Annotated in this window: 17 protein-coding genes; 12 read left to right on the top strand and 5 right to left on the bottom strand. The window is 41.1% G+C overall.

Translation table 11 applies throughout. The features are described 5' to 3' along the window. The first annotated feature begins 10 nt into the window (after positions 1–10). From ACTRWE_RS06130 to ACTRWE_RS06110, 5 genes are all read left to right on the top strand, one after another. Complete coding sequence (locus ACTRWE_RS06130) at positions 11–1,429, top strand: YcjX family GTP-binding protein (protein WP_462879673.1); 1,419 nt, start codon at positions 11–13, stop codon at positions 1,427–1,429. After that, positions 1,426–2,451 carry a TIGR01620 family protein gene (locus ACTRWE_RS06125; protein ID WP_462879672.1) on the top strand — a complete coding sequence of 342 codons (1,026 nt, stop codon included), beginning with the start codon at positions 1,426–1,428 and terminating at the stop codon, positions 2,449–2,451. The genes ACTRWE_RS06130 and ACTRWE_RS06125 overlap by 4 nt, the downstream gene beginning before the upstream one ends. 145 nt (positions 2,452–2,596) lie before the next feature. Continuing rightward, positions 2,597–3,778, top strand: a complete 1,182-nt coding sequence (gene megL / locus ACTRWE_RS06120; RefSeq protein ID WP_462879671.1) for a methionine gamma-lyase — start codon at positions 2,597–2,599, stop codon at positions 3,776–3,778. A gap of 238 nt (positions 3,779–4,016) precedes the next feature. Further along, complete coding sequence (gene phhA, locus ACTRWE_RS06115) at positions 4,017–4,814, top strand: phenylalanine 4-monooxygenase (protein WP_462879669.1); 798 nt, start codon at positions 4,017–4,019, stop codon at positions 4,812–4,814. A 36-nt stretch (positions 4,815–4,850) separates the two neighbouring features. Beyond that, positions 4,851–5,195 carry a 4a-hydroxytetrahydrobiopterin dehydratase gene (locus ACTRWE_RS06110; protein ID WP_008111000.1) on the top strand — a complete coding sequence of 115 codons (345 nt, stop codon included), beginning with the start codon at positions 4,851–4,853 and terminating at the stop codon, positions 5,193–5,195. 85 nt (positions 5,196–5,280) lie between these two features. On the opposite strand, the gene ACTRWE_RS06105 is transcribed toward ACTRWE_RS06110, so the two are convergent. The 5 genes from ACTRWE_RS06105 to map all read right to left on the bottom strand — a co-directional run bounded on the left by ACTRWE_RS06105 (position 5,281) and on the right by map (position 13,245). Then, on the bottom strand, positions 5,281–7,311 hold the full coding sequence (locus ACTRWE_RS06105; RefSeq protein ID WP_462879668.1) for a BCCT family transporter: 2,031 nt from the start codon (positions 7,309–7,311) through the stop codon (positions 5,281–5,283). A gap of 237 nt (positions 7,312–7,548) precedes the next feature. Beyond that, the gene (locus ACTRWE_RS06100; protein ID WP_462879666.1) at positions 7,549–8,571 is read right to left on the bottom strand and encodes a tetratricopeptide repeat protein; all 1,023 of its coding nucleotides are present in this window, start codon (positions 8,569–8,571) and stop codon (positions 7,549–7,551) included. Positions 8,572–8,847: 276 nt separating this feature from the next. After that, positions 8,848–9,675 carry a 2,3,4,5-tetrahydropyridine-2,6-dicarboxylate N-succinyltransferase gene (gene dapD, locus ACTRWE_RS06095; protein ID WP_010388107.1) on the bottom strand — a complete coding sequence of 276 codons (828 nt, stop codon included), beginning with the start codon at positions 9,673–9,675 and terminating at the stop codon, positions 8,848–8,850. A 9-nt stretch (positions 9,676–9,684) separates the two neighbouring features. Beyond that, positions 9,685–12,303, bottom strand: coding sequence for a [protein-PII] uridylyltransferase (gene glnD / locus ACTRWE_RS06090; RefSeq protein WP_462879664.1), 2,619 nt, complete (start codon positions 12,301–12,303; stop codon positions 9,685–9,687). Between the two features lie 156 nt (positions 12,304–12,459). Further along, positions 12,460–13,245: a type I methionyl aminopeptidase gene (gene map / locus ACTRWE_RS06085; protein WP_054202413.1), complete on the bottom strand. Its 786-nt coding sequence runs from the start codon at positions 13,243–13,245 to the stop codon at positions 12,460–12,462. 272 nt (positions 13,246–13,517) lie between these two features. Here map and rpsB point away from each other — a divergent pair, with 272 nt between their 5' ends. The 7 genes from rpsB (at position 13,518) to ispC (ending at position 19,805) form a co-directional block, all read left to right on the top strand. Further along, entirely contained in the window at positions 13,518–14,246 is a 729-nt protein-coding gene (gene rpsB, locus ACTRWE_RS06080; RefSeq protein WP_008110990.1) for a 30S ribosomal protein S2, read from the top strand. A gap of 104 nt (positions 14,247–14,350) precedes the next feature. Further along, positions 14,351–15,202 (top strand): translation elongation factor Ts, encoded by an 852-nt coding sequence (gene tsf, locus ACTRWE_RS06075; protein WP_013465429.1) that lies wholly within the window; start codon positions 14,351–14,353, stop codon positions 15,200–15,202. Between the two features lie 158 nt (positions 15,203–15,360). Continuing rightward, the gene (pyrH, locus tag ACTRWE_RS06070) at positions 15,361–16,110 is read left to right on the top strand and encodes a UMP kinase (protein ID WP_016899281.1); all 750 of its coding nucleotides are present in this window, start codon (positions 15,361–15,363) and stop codon (positions 16,108–16,110) included. A gap of 50 nt (positions 16,111–16,160) precedes the next feature. Further along, a complete protein-coding gene (frr, locus tag ACTRWE_RS06065; protein ID WP_013465428.1) occupies positions 16,161–16,682 on the top strand; it encodes a ribosome recycling factor in 522 nt (173 codons plus the stop codon). A 256-nt stretch (positions 16,683–16,938) separates the two neighbouring features. After that, positions 16,939–17,718 carry an isoprenyl transferase gene (locus ACTRWE_RS06060; protein ID WP_008110986.1) on the top strand — a complete coding sequence of 260 codons (780 nt, stop codon included), beginning with the start codon at positions 16,939–16,941 and terminating at the stop codon, positions 17,716–17,718. A gap of 21 nt (positions 17,719–17,739) precedes the next feature. Next, positions 17,740–18,606, top strand: coding sequence for a phosphatidate cytidylyltransferase (locus tag ACTRWE_RS06055; protein WP_008110985.1), 867 nt, complete (start codon positions 17,740–17,742; stop codon positions 18,604–18,606). Then, positions 18,603–19,805, top strand: a complete 1,203-nt coding sequence (ispC, locus tag ACTRWE_RS06050) for a 1-deoxy-D-xylulose-5-phosphate reductoisomerase (RefSeq protein ID WP_462879663.1) — start codon at positions 18,603–18,605, stop codon at positions 19,803–19,805. The genes ACTRWE_RS06055 and ispC overlap by 4 nt, the downstream gene beginning before the upstream one ends. Position 19,806 lies beyond the last annotated feature (1 nt).

Below are 19,806 nucleotides of genomic sequence, written 5' to 3'. Positions count from 1 at the left end.
AAAACACTTTATGAGCCAATCATTTGCAAAAAAGACCTTCAAAAGCGTTAAAGGCAAAGCACAAAAAGCCCTGCATCGTAGTTTAGATCAACACGTTAAACTTGCCGTAACAGGGCTGAGCGGCAGTGGTAAAACGGCGTTTATTAGCGCGTTAGTTAAGCATTTAACCTCTCAGGCGGATGACAACAACTTACCTTTTTTCGATGTAATGCGTGAACACCGCCACATTGCTACTAAAATTGTGCCGCAAGAGGCATTAAATGTTCCCACTTTTGATTACAACCGTGCAATAAGTGCTTTACTACCAAGTGAAGGCGACCCTGCATGGCCCGCTTCTACCGAGCGAATAAATACTTTACGTTTGGCGATTAAATATCAAAGCAACGCGGGTCTGCGCGGTCATTTCTCACCACAATCGACGCTGTATTTAGATATTATTGACTATCCTGGTGAGTGGTTGCTTGACCTACCTATGCTCGCGCAAAGCTTTGAGCAATGGTGCGAGCAACAATATCCATTGCTAAGCCAAACGCCACGTAACCAAAGCTCAGCTGAATTTTTGCAATCCATAGAGCAGCTTGATTTAGATGCACCGGTAGATGAAAACGCACTGGCTGATATTGCACGATGTTATCAAACCATGTTGGTAGGGCTAAAAAAAGACACTAAGCTTGCCATGTTACAGCCAGGACGGATGTTAATGCCGGGCGACTTGCAAGGTGCACCATTATTATTATTTTTTCCAATTAGTCCTGAAAAAATAAGTGACGATGTAGTAGCAGGTTCTAACTTAGCGCATTTAATTAAACGTTTTGATGCTTACGTAAAAGAAGTCGTTAAACCTTTTTATAATGAGCATTTTCGCCATTTTGACCGTCAAATCGTCTTGGTAGATGTACTGAGTGCATTAAATGAAGGTTATGAAACGTTGGCTGAGCAAAGTCGAGTGATCAATCAGTTATTGTCACACTTTAGCTATGGTGATTCTGGTTTTTTTAAACGCTTGTTTAAACCTAATATAGATAAAATATTATTTGCTGCTAATAAGTCCGATCACATCAGTGCGAAGCATCACAAAGATCTTGCATTGTTACTCGATTCGTTAGTTAAAGAGCAAAGCAATCACTTAAAATTTGATGGGGTTAAAATAGAAACACTGGCGATGTCATCAATTGCTGCTACTGTGTCCCGCCAAGTGGTTGATAAGGGGCAAACACTCGACTGTATCTATGGCAAACCATTGGATGAACAACAGTGGCTAACTTACCTGCCTCCTCAGCCGCCGAGCAGAATGCTTAATAAAAGTGAGTGGCCAGCACATGGGTTTGAGTTTTTATCATTTGCACCTATGCCAAGCCCAGATCAACAGCTTAAGCACATTCGCTTAGACCATGTGATGCAGTACTTGTTAGGAGATAAGTTAACATGAGTGAGTCAACACACCAATTTCAAGCTGGGCGTCGTATTAATGCCCAAAATATTGAGCAAAATGAACCAGATTTATTAGCGGCTAAAGTCGTAGAGCAGGGACAAAGTGAGCAGCCTAGCAAAGATAGCGACGAGCTAATTGAACCTGAAATCGATATTGAGCCTGTATATAAAAAGTCTAAGTGGCAAACCCTTAAAGGCCTATTTGCACTGAGCTTTATGGTTTTAATATTACTTGAGTTCGCATTTTCAATTGTATTGGCGTTTCAGCAGTCGGTTATTTTAGGTGGGGTGTACTTAACCGCTGTAATAACCGGTGTACTACTGATATCGCGTTTATTGTGGCGTGAATATAGAATGTTACGCAGCTTAAAGCGTAATCAGCTACACCGCCATGAAGCTAACCGTTTGCTCAATAGTGAGCAGGTAGGCGGGGCGATACCTTGGCTTGAAAAGCTTAATAAACATCAGCAATTAGATAATTTCGAAAACTTTAAAAATCAGGTCGCTACGCACCACAGTGACAAAGAAATAATGTCTCTGTACGCGAATAGCTTACTGATAACGCAAGACAATCAAGCTAAAAAGTTAATAAACCGTTTTGCAACAGAGTCAGCTTTATTAGTTGCTCTAAGCCCTATTGCGCTGGTAGATATGATGGCTGTGCTGTGGCGTGGCACTAAATTAATAGAGCAAATAGGCCGAATATATGGCATTGGCTTTGGTTATGCCAGCCGCATTAAACTTTACCGCATGCTTATTAAGCAAGTAATGTTTGTAGGTAGTGCAGAGCTCGTTTCTGATTTAGCTGCCACGGCACTCAGTGCTGAATTATTAGGAAAGCTTTCAGGGCGAGCTGCACAAGGTGTTAGTGCCGGTATATTTACAGCGCGTATTGGTTACAAAGCTATGGAGTTAAGCCGACCCTTACCGCGTCTTGAAAACAAGCGCAGCTTGTTAAAAGGCACAGTCCAAGGGATTGCGAGTAAAATTATGAGCCGTAAGGGAGCTGAAACTAAGTAGTGAGACTTCGTTGGCAATATTTGTGTACAGCTTTTTGGGTAAAGTTTGCACAAATAGCCATCTGAGCATCCGGCATGCTTGTGATTTTAAGTGCGGTGCGTTTTATTTATGCTATTGACACACATAATAAAAACGAGAACACACAATGAGCAAGCATCATCAAAATACCCAATGTATCCATGGCCCACAAAAAGCAAACGACCCCCATGGCGCATTAACCTCACCTTTGTATCAAACGTCTACGTTTCATTTTGAAAGTGCCGCCCAAGGTGCTGCACGGTTTGCTGGCGATGAGCCAGGTTATATTTATACGCGTTTGGGTAACCCTACCACTACTGAACTTGAGCAAAAAGTGGCGCAATTAGAAGGCTGTGAGGCCGCCGCCGCCACGGCAACAGGTATGGGGGCTGTATCGGCTTCGGTACTAAGCTTCCTATCGCAAGGCGATCACTTAATTGCATCAAGCGCTCTGTATGGCTGCACCTTTGCTTTTTTTTCGCATATGTTGCCGCGATGGGGAATTGAAGTCACCTTTGTTGATATGACCAATGAGAGTGAACTGCGCGCAGCCATTAAACCTAACTCAAAAATGATATTTGTAGAAACACCAATCAATCCAACCATGGCAGTGATTGATTTAGCACTTATTGGCGATGTTGCTAAACAGCATAATTTACTGAGTGTGGTCGACAATACGTTTTTAACCCCGCTGCTGCAGTCACCAAAAAAGTACGGTATCGATATTATAATGCATAGCGCGACCAAGTATTTAAATGGTCACGGCGATGTTGTTGCGGGTATTGTGTGTGGTTCACTTGAGCATATTACACAGATTAAAATGACCGTGCTTAAAGATATTGGTGCCACTATTAGTCCACACGATGCGTGGTTAATAAATCGCGGCTTAAAAACTTTAGCTATTCGCATAGAACGCCATTGCCAAAGTGCGCAAACGATTGCTGAATATTTAGAGGCTCATCCGCAAGTAAATAAAGTGTATTACCCTGGGCTTAAGTCTCACCCGGGTTACAAGTATATTGGTAAGCAAATGAAAGCGGCTGGCGGTGTTATTGCCTTTGAAATTAAAGGGAGCTTAACCGACGGTGAGCATTTTATTGATAGTATGCAACTGTGCACATTAGCGGTTAGCTTAGGCGATGCTGAAACGCTCATTCAACACCCTGCATCAATGACGCATTCGCCATACACTCCCGAAGAAAGACTAGCAGCTGGAATTAGTGATGGTTTAATTCGTTTATCAGTTGGACTTGAAGATGTTAACGATATTATTAACGATCTCAACCAAGCATTTACTAAAATATCTTGAGGTGTAAATTAATGGTTACATTAAATTCTTCCTGTGGGTACTATTAAGAATGGGCTGTGTTTTTATCTTTGCTCTAGTGTAATTTTAAATTTACGATCTGTGTGATCTGCAAAAGTATTGATCTGCGTCAAGCTATTAAACTTTTGTTCACTTTTGCATAGTATGGCTACATCGAATAGCCAAGCATTTGGCTGTTATTTTGACACCGATTTAGGGTTTTATCCCAAAGAAGGTATTTATGGCTAAAGCAAGTAATTACACCTCCAAAACACCTGATGAAAATGGGGTTATACATTGGAGCGATGAAGAAAATAAAATTTGGTCTGAGCTTGTAGCACGCCAACTTGCGTGCATAGAAGGCAAAGCCTGTGATGAGTACATGGAAGGATTGAAAAAAATCAATTTGCCTCATGATCGTATCCCACAGCTGAGTGAGCTAAACGAAGTACTTTTAGCAACCACAGGTTGGCAGGTTGCACCTGTACCTGCACTTATCGATTTTGATGAGTTTTTTAGGTTACTCGCTAACAAGCAATTTCCTGTAGCTACCTTCATTCGTAGCCGTGAAGAATTTGACTACTTACAAGAACCCGATATTTTTCATGAGATATTTGGTCATTGTGCCATGCTAACCAATCCTGACTTTGCAGAATTTACCCATAAGTACGGGCAACTAGGATACGCGGCAGAGAAAAAAGACCGCGTTTATTTAGCGCGCATGTACTGGTTTACCGTTGAGTTTGGTTTGATGCAAACTAAAAAAGGATTACGTATTTACGGTGGCGGTATTTTATCAAGCCCAGGGGAAACCCAATACGTGTATTCAGATACACCAGAGATTAATCCAATGAATGTGCTAGATGTGCTACGTACACCGTACCGTATAGACATTATGCAACCATTGTATTACACGATTAATTCGATTCATGATCTGTTTGAAATATCTCAAATGGATATAATGACTTTAGTTGAGCAAGCTAAATCACTTGGTTTGCACGACCCTAAGTTTCCTCCAAAAGAAAAATTAGCTAGTTAATTTTTGAAAAAAGTAACGCTAAACTAAGGATTTAAAATGTCTTCATTAAGTGCACAAAAATGTGAAGCCTGTCATGCAGATGCGCCAAAAGTATCTGATGCTGAATTGGCTGAATTAATTAAAAAAATCCCTGACTGGGTGCCAGAAGTACGCGACGGTATTATGCAGTTAGAGCGCGTTTATAAGTTTAAAAACTTTAAACAAGCCATTGCGTTTACTAATAAGGTAGGTGATATGGCTGAAGACGAAGGGCATCACCCAGGTCTATTAACCGAATGGGGCAAAGTAACCGTGACTTGGTGGAGCCATTCAATTAAAGGTCTGCATAAAAATGACTTCATTTGCGCTGCTAAAACAGATGATGTATTTAACGCGCTGTAATTAATTAGATTTGAGTAAATAAAAAGGCACTTTACAGTGCCTTTTTTATTTTTAATTACCGTTTTATCAATACTGGCAGTATCAGTTAAGCTTTATCGGTATTTAACATGTCATCATGCTCAGCCATATCCCAAGGTAGTTCGCCGGGGCTGTTACCTAAAAAGTGTAAGTAGTTCTCAAACTGATCAAGAATATCCTTCACAATATCATCTTCATTGTAGCCATAAACATCGTACGACAGACCACCACGACGTAAAAACACGTCGGCCTTATAATACATTTCAGTATTGTCGTTATCAGGGCGCAGCTCTGAGTAAGCAAAGCTCGGCATAGGGTGCTCGGTAAGGCGAATGTCATAAACAAAATCAACATGCTCATGGCGTAGTACAGTTAAATGAGCGCGTCCTAAATCAGTATCAAATTCCACCACAGCATGCCATTGTCGAGATTTCAATTCTGCTTGTACGGCTTTCATTGCCTCAACGACTACGCTACCAATAAAAGTATGTACTTTTTCTTTATTGGGGTAATTAACCATAGCCGCTAAACGGCGTTTCCAATGGGATAGATCAATATTACGACTATTGAGTGAATGTGCTTGTAGGCTGGTATCGCGATGGCCCTCAATTCTTAGCGCTCGCCAAAGCCCCGCAGTGGCAATTAGCATAATAATAGCAAAGGGTAAGGCACTGGCTATGGTCATGGTTTGCAGCGCACTTAGTCCGCCTGCCACTAATAAAACAGCCGCCACAGCACCTTCAAGTACCGCCCAAAACACGCGTTGCCAAGCCGGCGTATTAATGCTTCCTCCAGAGGCGAGTGAATCAATGACTAAAGAGCCTGAATCAGATGATGTAACAAAAAAAGTTATGATCAAAATGACAGTGAGCAGTGAAATGAAAAATGACAGCGGTAACACTTCAAATAATTGAAATAATGCGACGGCATGATTTGCTTGTACATCGCCAATAAGGGTATCAAATCCCTCATTCATAATTAAGTTAAGTGCGGTATCACCAAACACTGAAAACCATAAAAAGGTAAAAATAGTGGGGACTAACATTACGCCAACAACAAATTGCCTAATAGTTCTACCGCGGCTAATTTTTGCGATAAACATCCCAACAAACGGCGCCCACGCAATCGTCCAGCCAAATATAAATAAAGTCCAGTTCCCAATCCAATCACTGCGACTATAGGCTTGTAAGTTAAAGGTCCGCTCAACAATACCACTAAGATAACTGCCGGTGTTTTGTAAAAACGATTCTAAAATATGAATAGTTGGGCCAATAAAAAATACAAAGGCCATTAATGAAACCGCTAAGGTCATATTCACGATTGATAAACGTTTTACCCCTTTATCCATCCCTGCGATTACAGAGAGGGTTGCTGCGGCGGTAATAATAGCAATCGCGGTAATTTGTACTGTGGTATTAATAGGAATATCGGGCCATAAATAGTGTAGCCCCGCGTTGATTTGAGTCACCGAAAGTCCGAGTGTGGTCGCAATACCAAATAAGGTGCCTAGTATGGCAAATACATCAACGGTATGACCGATAGGACCATATATTTTATCACCAATTAGTGGATACAAGGCTGAACGAATAGACAGCGGCAGACCATGACGAAAGGCAAAATAAGCTAGCACTAAACCAACAATTCCATAAATAGCCCAAATATGAAATCCCCAATGGAAAAAGGCAATTTGCATTGCTTGCTTAGCGGCATCCACGGTTTCAGCCGCGCCCGATGGCGGGGATGCGTAATGCAGTACTGGCTCGGCTACACCAAAATAAAGTAGCGCTACGCCGTAACCGGCAGAAAATAGCATGGCAAACCACTCACCAAAGCTGTATTGCGGCTGTGCATGATCGGGGCCTAGTTTTATATTCCCCCAACTGGAGGCGGCGACACACACAATAAATACCAAGAAGATAGCGACTGATAACATATAAAACCAGCCAAAGGTTTCTGTTATCCACGCAAGGGCAACACTAAATGCCTGACCTGCGAGTTCAGGGTTGCTACTTGTACCAATTACCAAAAGTAGAATAATAAATACTGCAGGCAAAAATACAGGTAGCAAAATAGTTGAGCGTAAAGCTGTTTTTGTCATATTAATCCTTAATATTAATTGCTAACTTTCAAGTATGCTTGCCTACCTTATTATATATTCCGTTTATTGGCTAATTCAGTTGCTTGATTTATATACTTTAAAAAGGAGGGTAAAAGTTAATTTATAGGTGTTAGCAAATTGAAAATCATACTTTTTAATCCGGCTGTCAGTGACGAGTAGCCCTGTGTAATTTCATCGGCGTTTAACTCAGCTCAGATAAACGTTTATAACTTAAAGCTATAAGCTTTTCTCCCAATTGCATTGCTTTACTAAGTTAAACCATGGGCTGGTAAAATCTTTAGTGGTAATGGGCTCAGGTAGGGTTAAAGTAACATCAAGCTTTTTAGCTAGATAATGTGCTACTAGCTGTTTCATTTTATCGCTTTCTAATTGCTCGTAAGCTGCTTGCAGCTGATGTTTATCTTTTTGACTTATGAAATCGCCAGTTAAATTTTTGTAGCCTAATTCAAGCCAAAGTAGCTGTGCTTGTTTAGCTTCGTTGGGAAATGCATGGGTTAAAGTTGCCGTTGGAGTATAGAGACGTTCAAAGTTAAGCTGATGTTCTTGAATTAAAAAGACCATTAATAAATTAAGCCCGGTTGAGATTTGCCCCGCGCGTTTATCAATATTTTGGTTAAGGCTTAACGCACTTCTAAAGTAGCGTTCAGCATCAGTAACATTGCCTTCATCAAGCGCTAAGTAGCCCAAGTTACTTTTTATAAGTGCTGTTATATTAGGAAGCTTTAATTGCGTGGTGAGATCAAGATTATTTAAGTATAAAGCACGCGCTTTAGCAAAGTCATTTTGCGAGCGAGCAACCAGCGCCATACTGTTGGTGAGAGTTAATCGTTGGCGATCGTTGTGCGCATATTTATAAGCACATTTGAATGAGAGCTGGGCATCGCTTAAATATTCAGCATGGCGAAGCCATATTCCCAAGGCACTCATTATGGTGGTCAATTTTTGTTTAAAGTAGTCAGCTTGATGATGCTGAAATATTGCGTCAATCGATTTATAAAGCCGATCATAATGACTTGTGGGCACAGCTGTGCGGGCATAAAGCAAATGCCAGCGGATAAATAGCGCAGCAGGAGCTGTATTTAGTTCTTTGAGATTTTCAAGAATGATTATTGATTGTGCGGGATTAACAACAAGATAATCTTCGGCTTCGTTAAGTTTAGCTTCAAACGATGTAAAATCATTAGCCATAGCCTGCGTTGAACCAAATAACACCAACCAACCTAAAACGAAAAGGCGCAACAACTTATCCTCGATAATCGAATCATGCGTTTATTCACTATAGATGCAGGTATCTAACAAAGCAACGCGATTAAAGGGTACAGGTTTGTGAGAAGGTATTTTAAAAGCACTAAAAAAGCCCTAAACCTATACAAGCTTAGAGCTTTTTCTGTATGTAATTAAATTTTAGCGAATACACTTAACTTTAATGTGATGTTGGGTTTCGTTTTACTCAACCCAATCTACGTTTAATATTAACCTGCTTAGCGCATACAGCTAAAAACTTACAACTGCTTTTTAATCATCAATTGAGCGAAGCAGAGCGTTAATGCCTACTTTTTCGCGTGTTTGTTGATCAACTTTTTTCACAATAATCGCAGCGTATAAACTATGCGTGCCATCTTTTGAAGGCAGAGCACCTGGAACCACAACAGCACCAGCAGGTACGCGACCATAATGAATTTCACCGGTTTCACGGTCATAAATACGGGTACTTTGGCTAATGTAAACACCCATTGAAATAACCGCACCTTCTTCAACAATAACGCCTTCAACAATTTCTGAACGTGCGCCAATAAAGCAATTGTCTTCAATGATGGTAGGATTTGCTTGTAGCGGCTCTAAAACACCGCCTATGCCCACACCGCCTGATAAGTGTACATTCTTACCAATTTGAGCACATGAACCTACAGTGGCCCATGTATCAACCATAGTGCCTTCATCAACGTAAGCACCAATGTTTACATACGATGGCATTAGTACAACATTTTTCCCTACAAAGCTGCCTTTACGGGCAACGGCGTTTGGTACTACGCGCATGCCGCCTTGTTGAAACTGTTCTGGTGTGTAGTCGCTAAATTTAAGCGGTACTTTGTCGTAAAATTGATTTACGCCATCATTCATTGGCTGGTTTTCACGAATTCTAAATGAAAGTAGCACGGCTTTTTTAAGCCATTGATGAACAACCCATTCGCCAGAAATTTTTTCTGCAACACGCGCTGCGCCACTATCTAATAGCTCAAGTGCATCAATAATTGCTTGTTTAACATCGCTTGATACGGTTGTTGGGCTAATGCTGTCGCGGTTATCCCACGCATTTTCAATCATGGTTTTTAAATCTGACATAGTGTCCTCTTATTCAATTTCGGCGTTGAGTTTTTTACGTAATGCCTGATGAATTTTTGCTTGCTCTTCATCAGTCAGCGATTGATATTCGTTATTAGATACCACAAAGAAATCTTCTGCGCGCTCGCCTACCGTGGTAATGCGTGCGGCATGTATGTGGAGTAAGTAAGCTTGAAAAACCTCGGCTATTTTAGTTAACAGCCCAGGTATATCAACCGCTTGAATTTCTATTAAACTACGATCCTTACGAGGGTGAGGGCGCAGTACAATTTTTGGTTTAATATTAAAGTCTTTAAAGCGTTGTGAACGGCTCTTTTTAAAGCGTATTTTTTTACGTGGATCACTTAATGCTTGCTCTAATCCGCGTTTAATCGATTGCGCACGGCTACTGGCAATTGGGTCTCCGCTAACTTCTAAAATAACAAAGTTGAACAGTACGTAGCCATCTTTGGTGGTCAGTACTTGGGCGTGTTGAATTTGTGCTTTTTTAGAGCCAATAACACTTACCAGTCGAGCAAATAGCGCACCTGAATAAGGACTATATGCAAATACTTGGGTGCCGCCATGCATTGCTTTATTTGAGACAATAACACTGGGTAGGCTCAAATCGGTGCATTTTAGTAAATGCTCCGTATGCCACGAAATCTGTTGCTCACTAAAAGCGGTAAAGTAATTGGCTTTAAAGCGGCTCCAAATTAAGTCAATTTGCTCCTCGTGATAATGCAAATTAATCAAGCGCTGTTTAGCTTGATGCTTTTTATCTCGAATTTGGTCGCGTTGATCCATAGGATTTTCAAGGCCAAGGCGCAAAGCACGTTGTGTATGCAAGTAAAGCTCGCGTAGTAGAGTGTTTTTCCAGTCATTCCACAAGTTGTCATTAGTGGCGCGTATATCGGCGACGGTTAAACAATAGAGATAATCGAGCTGGCGCTCTGTTTTTACTCGCGATGCAAAATCTTTTATTACGTCTGGATCGTTTATATCTTTACGCTGCGCCGTTACCGACATGAGTAAGTGGTTACTAACAAGCCAAGAAATTAACTTACCATCTGATGATGCAAAACCATGCAATTTAGAAAAAGCAATGGCATCAACAGCGCCCAGTTCAGAGTGATCGCCCCCACGGCCCTTAGCAATATCGTGGAAAATACCGGCTAAATACAGTAGCTCTGGTTTATCCATACGCGTGACGATTTCGCTGCAAATTGGGAATTCGCTAATCCCGGTTTTATCAAAATACTGATAAATATTATTGATTAGCTTATGGGTGTGTTCATCAACTGTGTAGGCATGAAACAAATCAAACTGCATTTGGCCAAAAATATTTCGCCACTGCGGCAAATAGGCAGCAATCATGCCGTGTTTGTGCATCAGCGTAAAAGCACGCCCCATGCCATTAGGATGCTTTATGATTCGTAAAAAAGCTTCTCGGCAGGCTGCGTAGTCTTGTAGGTCGCCTAATAAACGGCGACGAACTTGGCGAATAGTGCGAATTGTGCTTGGGTATATATGGGTAATTTCAGGGTGGTCAGCAATATGCTCAAACAACACAAAAAGTTGATCGCGTCTAAAGAATACAGACGGACTTTTTACCCGAATTTGATGGCCAACGCGCTCAAAGTTACGATCAAGTTCTTCAACGGTAGCTTGACTGCTGTCTGGCGAAATACTTTGCTCAAAGTACGAAAGCAACATTTGGTTAAGCTCACGTACTCGGCTCATGATTCTGAATAAACGCTTCATCATGCGCTCAACCGAGGCTTTACCATCGCTACCAAAACCTAAAATTTCTGCAGCTTGGGGTTGATGATCAAACAATAAGCGGTTTTCTGAACGTTCTGCGGCTAAATGCAATGCAAAGCGAATATTCCATAAATTTTCAAGACACTCTAACAGCTCTTGATATTCCTCATGGGTCAGATAGCCGTGACTAATTAGCTCTTGCAGAGTTTCTGCCCTAAAGTGCTTTTTAGCGACCCAAATAATAGTTTGCAGGTCGCGAAGACCCCCTGGGTTTTCTTTTATATTTGGTTCTAAATTGTAGGCAGTACCGTGGCACTTTCTGTGACGCAAGTTTTGTTCTTGTACTTTTGCGACAAAAAATTCACCTGAGCCCCACACCGGGGTTTCAATAATATGGTTTTTGAGTTTTTCAAACTCAATATGATTGCCAAAAATAAGACGGCTTTCTAATAAGCTGGTGGCAAAGGTAACGTCTTCACGTTTTTGATCTATGGCTTGTTCAATAGTACGAACACTATGACCTATCTCGAGATTAAGATCCCATAACATAGTAACGAATTGGCCGATTTTTTCGCAAATATCATCATTAGGCTGTTTCGTAACAAGTAACAAAAAGTCTATATCAGAGTAGGGATGTAGCTCGCCACGACCATAACCACCTACTGCAATTAAAGCCAAGTCTGGTTCGTGAGCTAAATCATAAACCTGAAAAAGTTTGATTAGCAACCGGTCAATAAATTCTGCACGGGCATTAATTAATTTACCAACAGGTTGTTTTGAGAATTCATTATGCAACCATTTATAGAAATAGGCGGAGCAATCACGGTAATCGCTTAATTGCTCAGCATCATTGAGCAACTTTTTTACTTTGTTAGGTAATGCCACTTAGGCTGGCTCCTATATGGACTGCATTGTAAGTTGAAATTTATTTTTATAATATATTTGCTGTAAGGGCAATAACTTATGTTACCCCCTTACAGCAAGCCGCTTAAGCGATATACAGCAAATCTGTTACTATCGCGATTAAGCGCGCACTTAAAATTAGTGCTCGATAATTCTATCGATTGTATCATCTGATCGTAGTGTTAAAATTTCAACACCATTTTCAGTTACAAGCAAGGTGTGTTCCCACTGAGCTGATAAACTACGGTCTTTTGTTACCACAGTCCAGTCGTCTTTAAGTAATTTACATTGGCGTTTGCCCGCATTTACCATAGGTTCGATGGTTAAACACATACCTGCTTTTAATGTTTCGCCAGTACCTGCTTTACCGTAATGCATTACTTGTGGTTCTTCATGGAACTCGCTTCCGATACCATGGCCGCAGTATTCACGTACGATAGAGTAGTTAAAGCTCTCTGCATATTTTTGAATAGCTGCACCAATATCACCAAGGCGAACACCCGGTTTTACCATTTTAATGGCAAGGTAAAGACTTTCTTGAGTAACTTCTGCTAGGCGTTTACCTTGAATATTAGGCGTGCCTACATGAAACATCTTTGATGTGTCACCGTGGTAACCATCTTTGATAACGGTGATGTCAATATTTACACTGTCACCGTCTTTTAATGCTTTGTCGTTCGGAATACCGTGACAAATTACATGATTTACTGAGGTACAAATTGATTTTGGAAAACCATGATAATTAAGAGGAGCAGGAACGGCATCTTGCACATTAACAATATAATCATGACAAATTGTATTTAGCTCATCGGTGGTAATACCTGGTACCACATGTGGTTCGATCATTTCTAGCACATCAGCAGCCAAACGGCCGGCTACACGCATTTTCTCGATTTCTTCAGGGGTCTTAATCACAGCGCTCATTGAGGCTCCAAAGTTGCGTTTTTAGATGATTATCGTCGCACAATTTTTGCACGAGACGTTGAGTATTTATTTTTAATATGGTATAAAGCGCGCCGTCTTTTTACAAATAAATTCTTAAATGATTTTTTGTATTTAAGGCAAACACAATTTTATTTTAACACACACACGTATCGTCACATACACTTGGGTGCATTTCAGTTTCATTTAACTGCGGTGTTGGTGCTATGGGATATGTGGAGGCCTAACCCTAAACAACTTAGAGGATTTACAAAATGGCAAACGTTTCAATGCGCGATATGCTTCAAGCTGGTGTTCACTTTGGTCACCAAGCACGTTACTGGAACCCAAAGATGAAGCCTTTCATCTTCGGCGCACGTAACCGTGTACATATCATCAACCTTGAGCAAACTGTACCAATGTTCAACACTGCACTTAAGTTTTTATCTGGTGCTGCTGCAAACAAAGGTAAAGTTCTTTTCGTTGGTACTAAGCGCGCAGCAAGCGAAGCAGTAAAAGAAGCTGCTTTACAAAGCGATCAATTCTTCGTTAACCACCGTTGGTTAGGCGGCATGTTGACTAACTGGAAAACAGTTCGTCAATCAATCAAGCGTCTTAAAGACCTTGAAGCTCAAAGCCAAGACGGTACTTTCGAGAAGTTAACTAAGAAAGAAGCGTTAATGCTTACTCGTGAAATGGAAAAGCTTGAAAAGAGCCTTGGTGGTATTAAAAACATGGGTGGCCTTCCAGACGCTATCTTTGTAATCGATGCTGACCACGAGCACATTGCTATCCGTGAAGCTAACAACCTAGGTATCCCAGTTGTTGCAATCGTTGATACTAACTCTAACCCAGACGGTGTTGATTACATCGTACCTGGTAACGATGATGCTATCCGTGCAATCAACCTTTACACTAGTGCTGTTGCAGCTGCGATCACTGAAGGCCGTGAGAGTAACATCGTTGCTCAAGCTGAAAAAGATGACTTCGTAGAAGCTGAGTAATTAGCTGTCATCAAGTCTTCATCTTTTAAAGGTGAAGACTTGCTATTCTTGTGGAGCGGGTAACCCGCTTATCTAAACCTGATTTCAGATTTGAGGATTTACTAATGGCTGTAACTACTGCCCTAGTTAAAGAATTACGCGAGCGTACTGGCGCTGGCATGATGGATTGTAAAAAAGCGTTAACTGAGACTGATGGTGACATCGAGTTAGCGATTGAAAACATGCGTAAGAGCGGTGCTGCAAAGGCTGCTAAAAAAGCAGGTAACATTGCTGCTGAAGGTACTATCATCATCAAGCAAAACGCGGGTGTTGCAGTACTTGTAGAAGTTAACTGTCAAACTGACTTCGTTGCTAAAGATGCAAGCTTCTTAGCATTTGCTAATAAAGTTGCAGATGCTGCTATCGCTGACACTTCATCTATCGAAGACTTACAAGCTAAGTTTGAAGAAGATCGTGTTGAGCTAGTAACTAAAATTGGTGAAAACATCAATGTACGTCGTCTTCAGTACATCACTGGTGAGCAACTAGTTGAGTACCGTCACGGCGAGCGTATTGGTGTTGTTGTTGCAGGTGTTGCTGATGAAGAAACACTTAAGCACGTTGCAATGCACGTTGCTGCTTCAAACCCAGACTACCTAACGCCAGATGATGTACCTGCTGATGTTGTTGAAAAAGAAAAGCAAGTACAAATCGACATCGCGATGAATGAAGGCAAGCCTGCTGAAATCGCTGAGAAGATGGTTGTTGGTCGTATGAAAAAATTCACTGGTGAGGTTTCTCTTACTGGTCAAGCTTTCATCATGGAACCTAAAAAGTCTGTTGGCGAAATTCTTAAAGAGAAAAACGCAACAGTTACTGGCTTTGTACGTATGGAAGTTGGTGCAGGTATCGAGAAGAAAGAAGAAGATTTTGCTGCTGAAGTTGCTGCTCAAATTGCAGCTGCTAAAGCTAAGTAAGATTAGCTATTTGTGATGCCAAAGGAAAATACATGCAATTAAAGTACTATTTGCTTTTGCGTCACGCTTAGAAATTCTTTAAAATAACCGCGCTTTTATGTTTAACATAAGCGCGGTTATTTTTTATCCATAATTCAATAAAAGTTGGCCCCAAAACTATGACTATCAATCGCAAACCTATTTTTAGACGTGTTCTTCTCAAATTAAGTGGTGAAGCTTTAATGGGAGACGAAGGCTTCGGCATCGACCCTAAAGTTTTAGATCGTATGGCACAAGAAATTAAAGAGCTCGTAGAACTCGACGTAGAAGTGGGTTTAGTTATTGGTGGCGGTAACTTTTTACGTGGTGGCTCACTAGCCGAAGCGGGTATGAACCGCGTTGTTGGCGACCACATGGGTATGCTTGCAACCGTCATGAATGGCCTTGCTATGCGTGATGCGTTGCACCGTGCATTTGTAAATTGCCGTTTAATGTCAGCCATTCCTTTAAATGGCGTATGTGATGCATATAACTGGGCAGAAGCCATTAGCTTATTAAAAACAGGTCGCGTTGTTATTTTTGCAGCCGGTACGGGTAACCCGTTCTTCACAACTGACTCTGCAGCGTGTTTACGTGGCATTGAAATTGAAGCTGACACAGTAATTAAAGCAACCAAAGTAGATGGTGTATTTAGCGATGATCCGGTTAAAAACCCAGATGCGACACTTTACCGTCACTTAAGCTACAATGAAATTATTGATAAAGAACTAAAAGTAATGGATTTAGCGGCATTTACATTAGCTCGCGACCATAATATGCCATTGAGCGTATTTAATATGAATAAATCAGGCGCATTAAAACGCGTAATAATGGGTGAAGAAGAAGGAACCCTTATTTCTTCACAAGCCTCAGATGAAGTTAGTAACTAGATTAGGATTAAACCGTGATTAACGATATTCAAAAAGATGCGCAAGCGCGCATGCAAAAAAGTGTAGCAGCACTTGGTAGTCAATTATCTAAAATTCGTACTGGCCGTGCTCATCCTGCAATTTTAGACGGCATCATGGTGTCGTACTACGGCGCACCAACACCGTTAAACCAAGTTGCAAATGTAACAATTGAAGACTCACGTACATTGGCTATTGGTGTATTTGATAAGTCATTAGCGCAAGCTGTTGAAAAAGCGATTATGGCATCTGACCTTGGTTTAAATCCAATGTCTGCAGGTACAGTGATCCGTGTACCACTTCCTCCATTGACTGAAGAACGTCGTAAAGATTTAATTAAAATCGTACGTGGTGAAGTAGAAGGCGGTCGTGTTGCTATTCGTAACATTCGCCGTGATGCAAATGGCGATATTAAAAACTTATTAAAAGATAAAGACATCTCTGAAGATGAAGCGCGTCAGGCTGAAGATGCTATCCAAAAAATCACTGATAAGTTTATCAAAGAAATGGATACGCAACTAACAGCGAAAGAAGCTGAGTTGATGGAAATCTAATTGCTAATCTAGGCTCGGATTAACAGCTTTACTAAAGTAACTAAGTCGTTGTTTATATGCCTTCGCACTTAACTTTAATTGTGTGATTTTAAAGAGTAACAGATTGTGTTTACTCTTTGCTATTGGCTCGATTGTCAGTAAATACAAGGTTGTTAGCTGTATAATTATTTGCTTTATGTAGATTTATTATCACGGGTACAGGTTAAAATTATTAGTTTTGAAACGCCGTCTGGGGTATACTAGGCGGCGTTTTTTTATGGAATACACAAAATTTATGGTTCTAGACGCTGATACAATTTCACAGCAATGTTTACCTAAACATGTTGCCATCATCATGGATGGGAACGGGCGTTGGGCACAAGCTAGAAATAGACCTCGTGTATATGGGCATAAAAAAGGCGTGGATGCAGTTCGTCAATCCGTGCAGTTTTGTACTAAATTAGGAATACAATCGTTAACCTTATTTGCTTTTAGTAGTGAAAACTGGCGCCGCCCTGAAGACGAAGTAAATACACTTATGGAGCTTTTTTTATTTGTACTGAGTAAAGAAGTTAAAAAGCTGCATAAAAATAACGTAAAACTAACCATCATTGGAGATTTATCTCGCTTCTCTGAAAGCTTGCGCGCTAAAGTACATACAGCTCAAGAACTAACAGCGAACAATACCGGGCTGCACTTAAATGTTGCGGCAAATTACGGTGGTCGCTGGGATATGACTCACGCTGCTAAGCAAGTTGCTTTACAAGTAGCGAATGGAGAAATTGACCCAGCAGATATTACAGAAGAACATATTGCACAGCATATGAGTATGGCAGATCAAGCTCAGCCTGATTTATTGATCCGTACCGGTGGCGATGTCAGAATTAGTAACTTTTTACTTTGGCAGGCAGCCTACGCTGAACTTTATTTCACAAATACACTTTGGCCTGATTTTAATGAAGCTGCTTTTGCAGAGGCCATTGCATGTTACGTTGCCAGAGAGCGACGTTTTGGTTGCACGGGCGAACAAATAAAACAATTACTCGCTCAAACCTAAAATAGATTAAGGGTCATCATTTTGTTAAAACAACGTATTTTAACCTCACTAGTGCTAGCGCCATTAGCACTGGCTTTGGTTTTTTACACCCCACTAACGTTATTTAGTTATTTTGCGGGTGCTATTGTATTAATGGGCGCGTGGGAATGGTCTGCCTTTATGGGACTATGCGATAAGCTAAAACGTGGCGCCTTCGTGTTATTAGTGGCAGTATTACTAGGGTTACTCAATTTGCATTGGCCTATAGAGACTCTATGGCAAGATGGTCAACTTGTAGGCGATGCTAATTACTTATTTACCTTGTCGTTTTCTTGGTGGTTGGTAGCCAGTTACTTAGTGTGGCGTTACCCTGCTATGGCGAAAGGGTGGAACGAAGGGCTTGTGATGCGCGGCATTGCTGGTTTGTTGACCTTAGTACCGCTATGGCTTGCACTTAACACACTGCGTAGTGCGCAATATACAGAATCTACTCACTATGGCTCTATGCTCATTTTAGTTGTATTAGGCATTGTATGGAGTGCCGATATAGGCGCTTACTTTACAGGTAAAAGTTTTGGTAAACATAAGTTAATGCCTAAAGTTAGTCCAAATAAAACCATAGAAGGCCTCGCAGGTGGCGTGGTTGCTGCGGTGTTATTTGTACTGGCTTTTTGTTATTACACTAACGTTGATACCTCTGTATGGCCTATTTATGCAGTTATGACAGCGTTTATTGCCTTGTTTTCTGCGGTAGGTGATTTACTTGAGAGTATGTTTAAGCGCGAAGCGGGACTTAAAGATAGCGGCAGTTGCTTACCAGGACACGGTGGTATTTTAGACCGTATTGATAGTTTAACTGCGGCAGCACCGATGTTTGTTATTTGCTTTGCTTGGACGCTTAGCTTATGAGTGCTGTGCAACAACTGGTTATTTTGGGTGCGACGGGGTCGATAGGTCTTAGCACGTTAGATGTTGTTGCAAGAAACCAACAGCAATTTAAAGTTTTTGCATTGACCGCAGGACAAAATGCAAAAAAAATGGCTGAACTGTGTATAGCTCACAAGCCTCATTATGCTGTAATGGCATCTGAATCGGCGGCTAAGCAGCTTTCTGCGCTTTTAAAGCATGATAGTAAAACGCAAGTAATGCATGGCGAGAAAGCCATGAGTGAGCTCTGTGCTCATGTTGATGTTGATACGGTTATGTCAGCGATTGTCGGTGCAGCCGGATTACTACCTACCTTGAGCGCTGTTGAAGCGGGCAAAAAAGTATTGCTTGCCAACAAAGAGTCACTGGTGATGTCGGGTCAGTTATTCATTGATAAAGTTAAAAAGCATCAAGCAACTTTATTACCCATCGACAGCGAGCATAATGCTATTTTTCAGTGTTTACCCAGTGCTTTACAAAATACCCAAGGGCAAGCAAGGCTTGAGCAACATGGGGTTAGCAAAATTTTATTAACTGGCTCAGGTGGCCCGTTTTTAAATCGCGATATCAATACCCTTAACACCGTTAGCGTCAGTGAAGCGGTTGCTCATCCTAATTGGTCTATGGGGCAAAAAATATCAGTAGACTCAGCTACGATGATGAACAAAGGCTTAGAGTTTATTGAGGCAAAATGGTTATTTAACTGTGATGCAAGCGATATTGATGTGGTGATTCATCCTCAAAGTATTATCCATTCGATGGTGCAATACCAAGATGGCTCTATTTTAGCGCAAATGGGTAACCCTGATATGCGCACCCCGATAGCGCATGCACTTGCGTATCCTGAGCGCATTGATGCGGGTGTCAAGCCGTTAAATTTTTCTGATATTTGTGATTTTTCGTTCACTAAACCTGATTTCTCACGTTACCCCAATTTAAAGCTTGCAATTGCAGCCTGTGATGCAGGCCAAGGAGCCACCACCACCGTTAATGCGGCTAATGAGATTGCAGTCAATGCGTTTTTACAGGGGAAGATTGGGTTTACGGATATTTATAAAGTGAATGCGCAAACATTAGACGCCGCACAATTTACTAATGCGAAAACACTCGATGAAATTTTAGAGTGTGACCGTTTAGCACGTATCAGCGCTGCGCAGTTTATAACAAAAGTGGTGCATTGAT

The organism is Pseudoalteromonas sp. G5_S1_54_S4 (assembly GCF_054968565.1).
The sequence above is the reverse complement of the archived record's forward strand: the minus strand, read 5'-3'. Positions and strand labels throughout refer to the sequence as shown.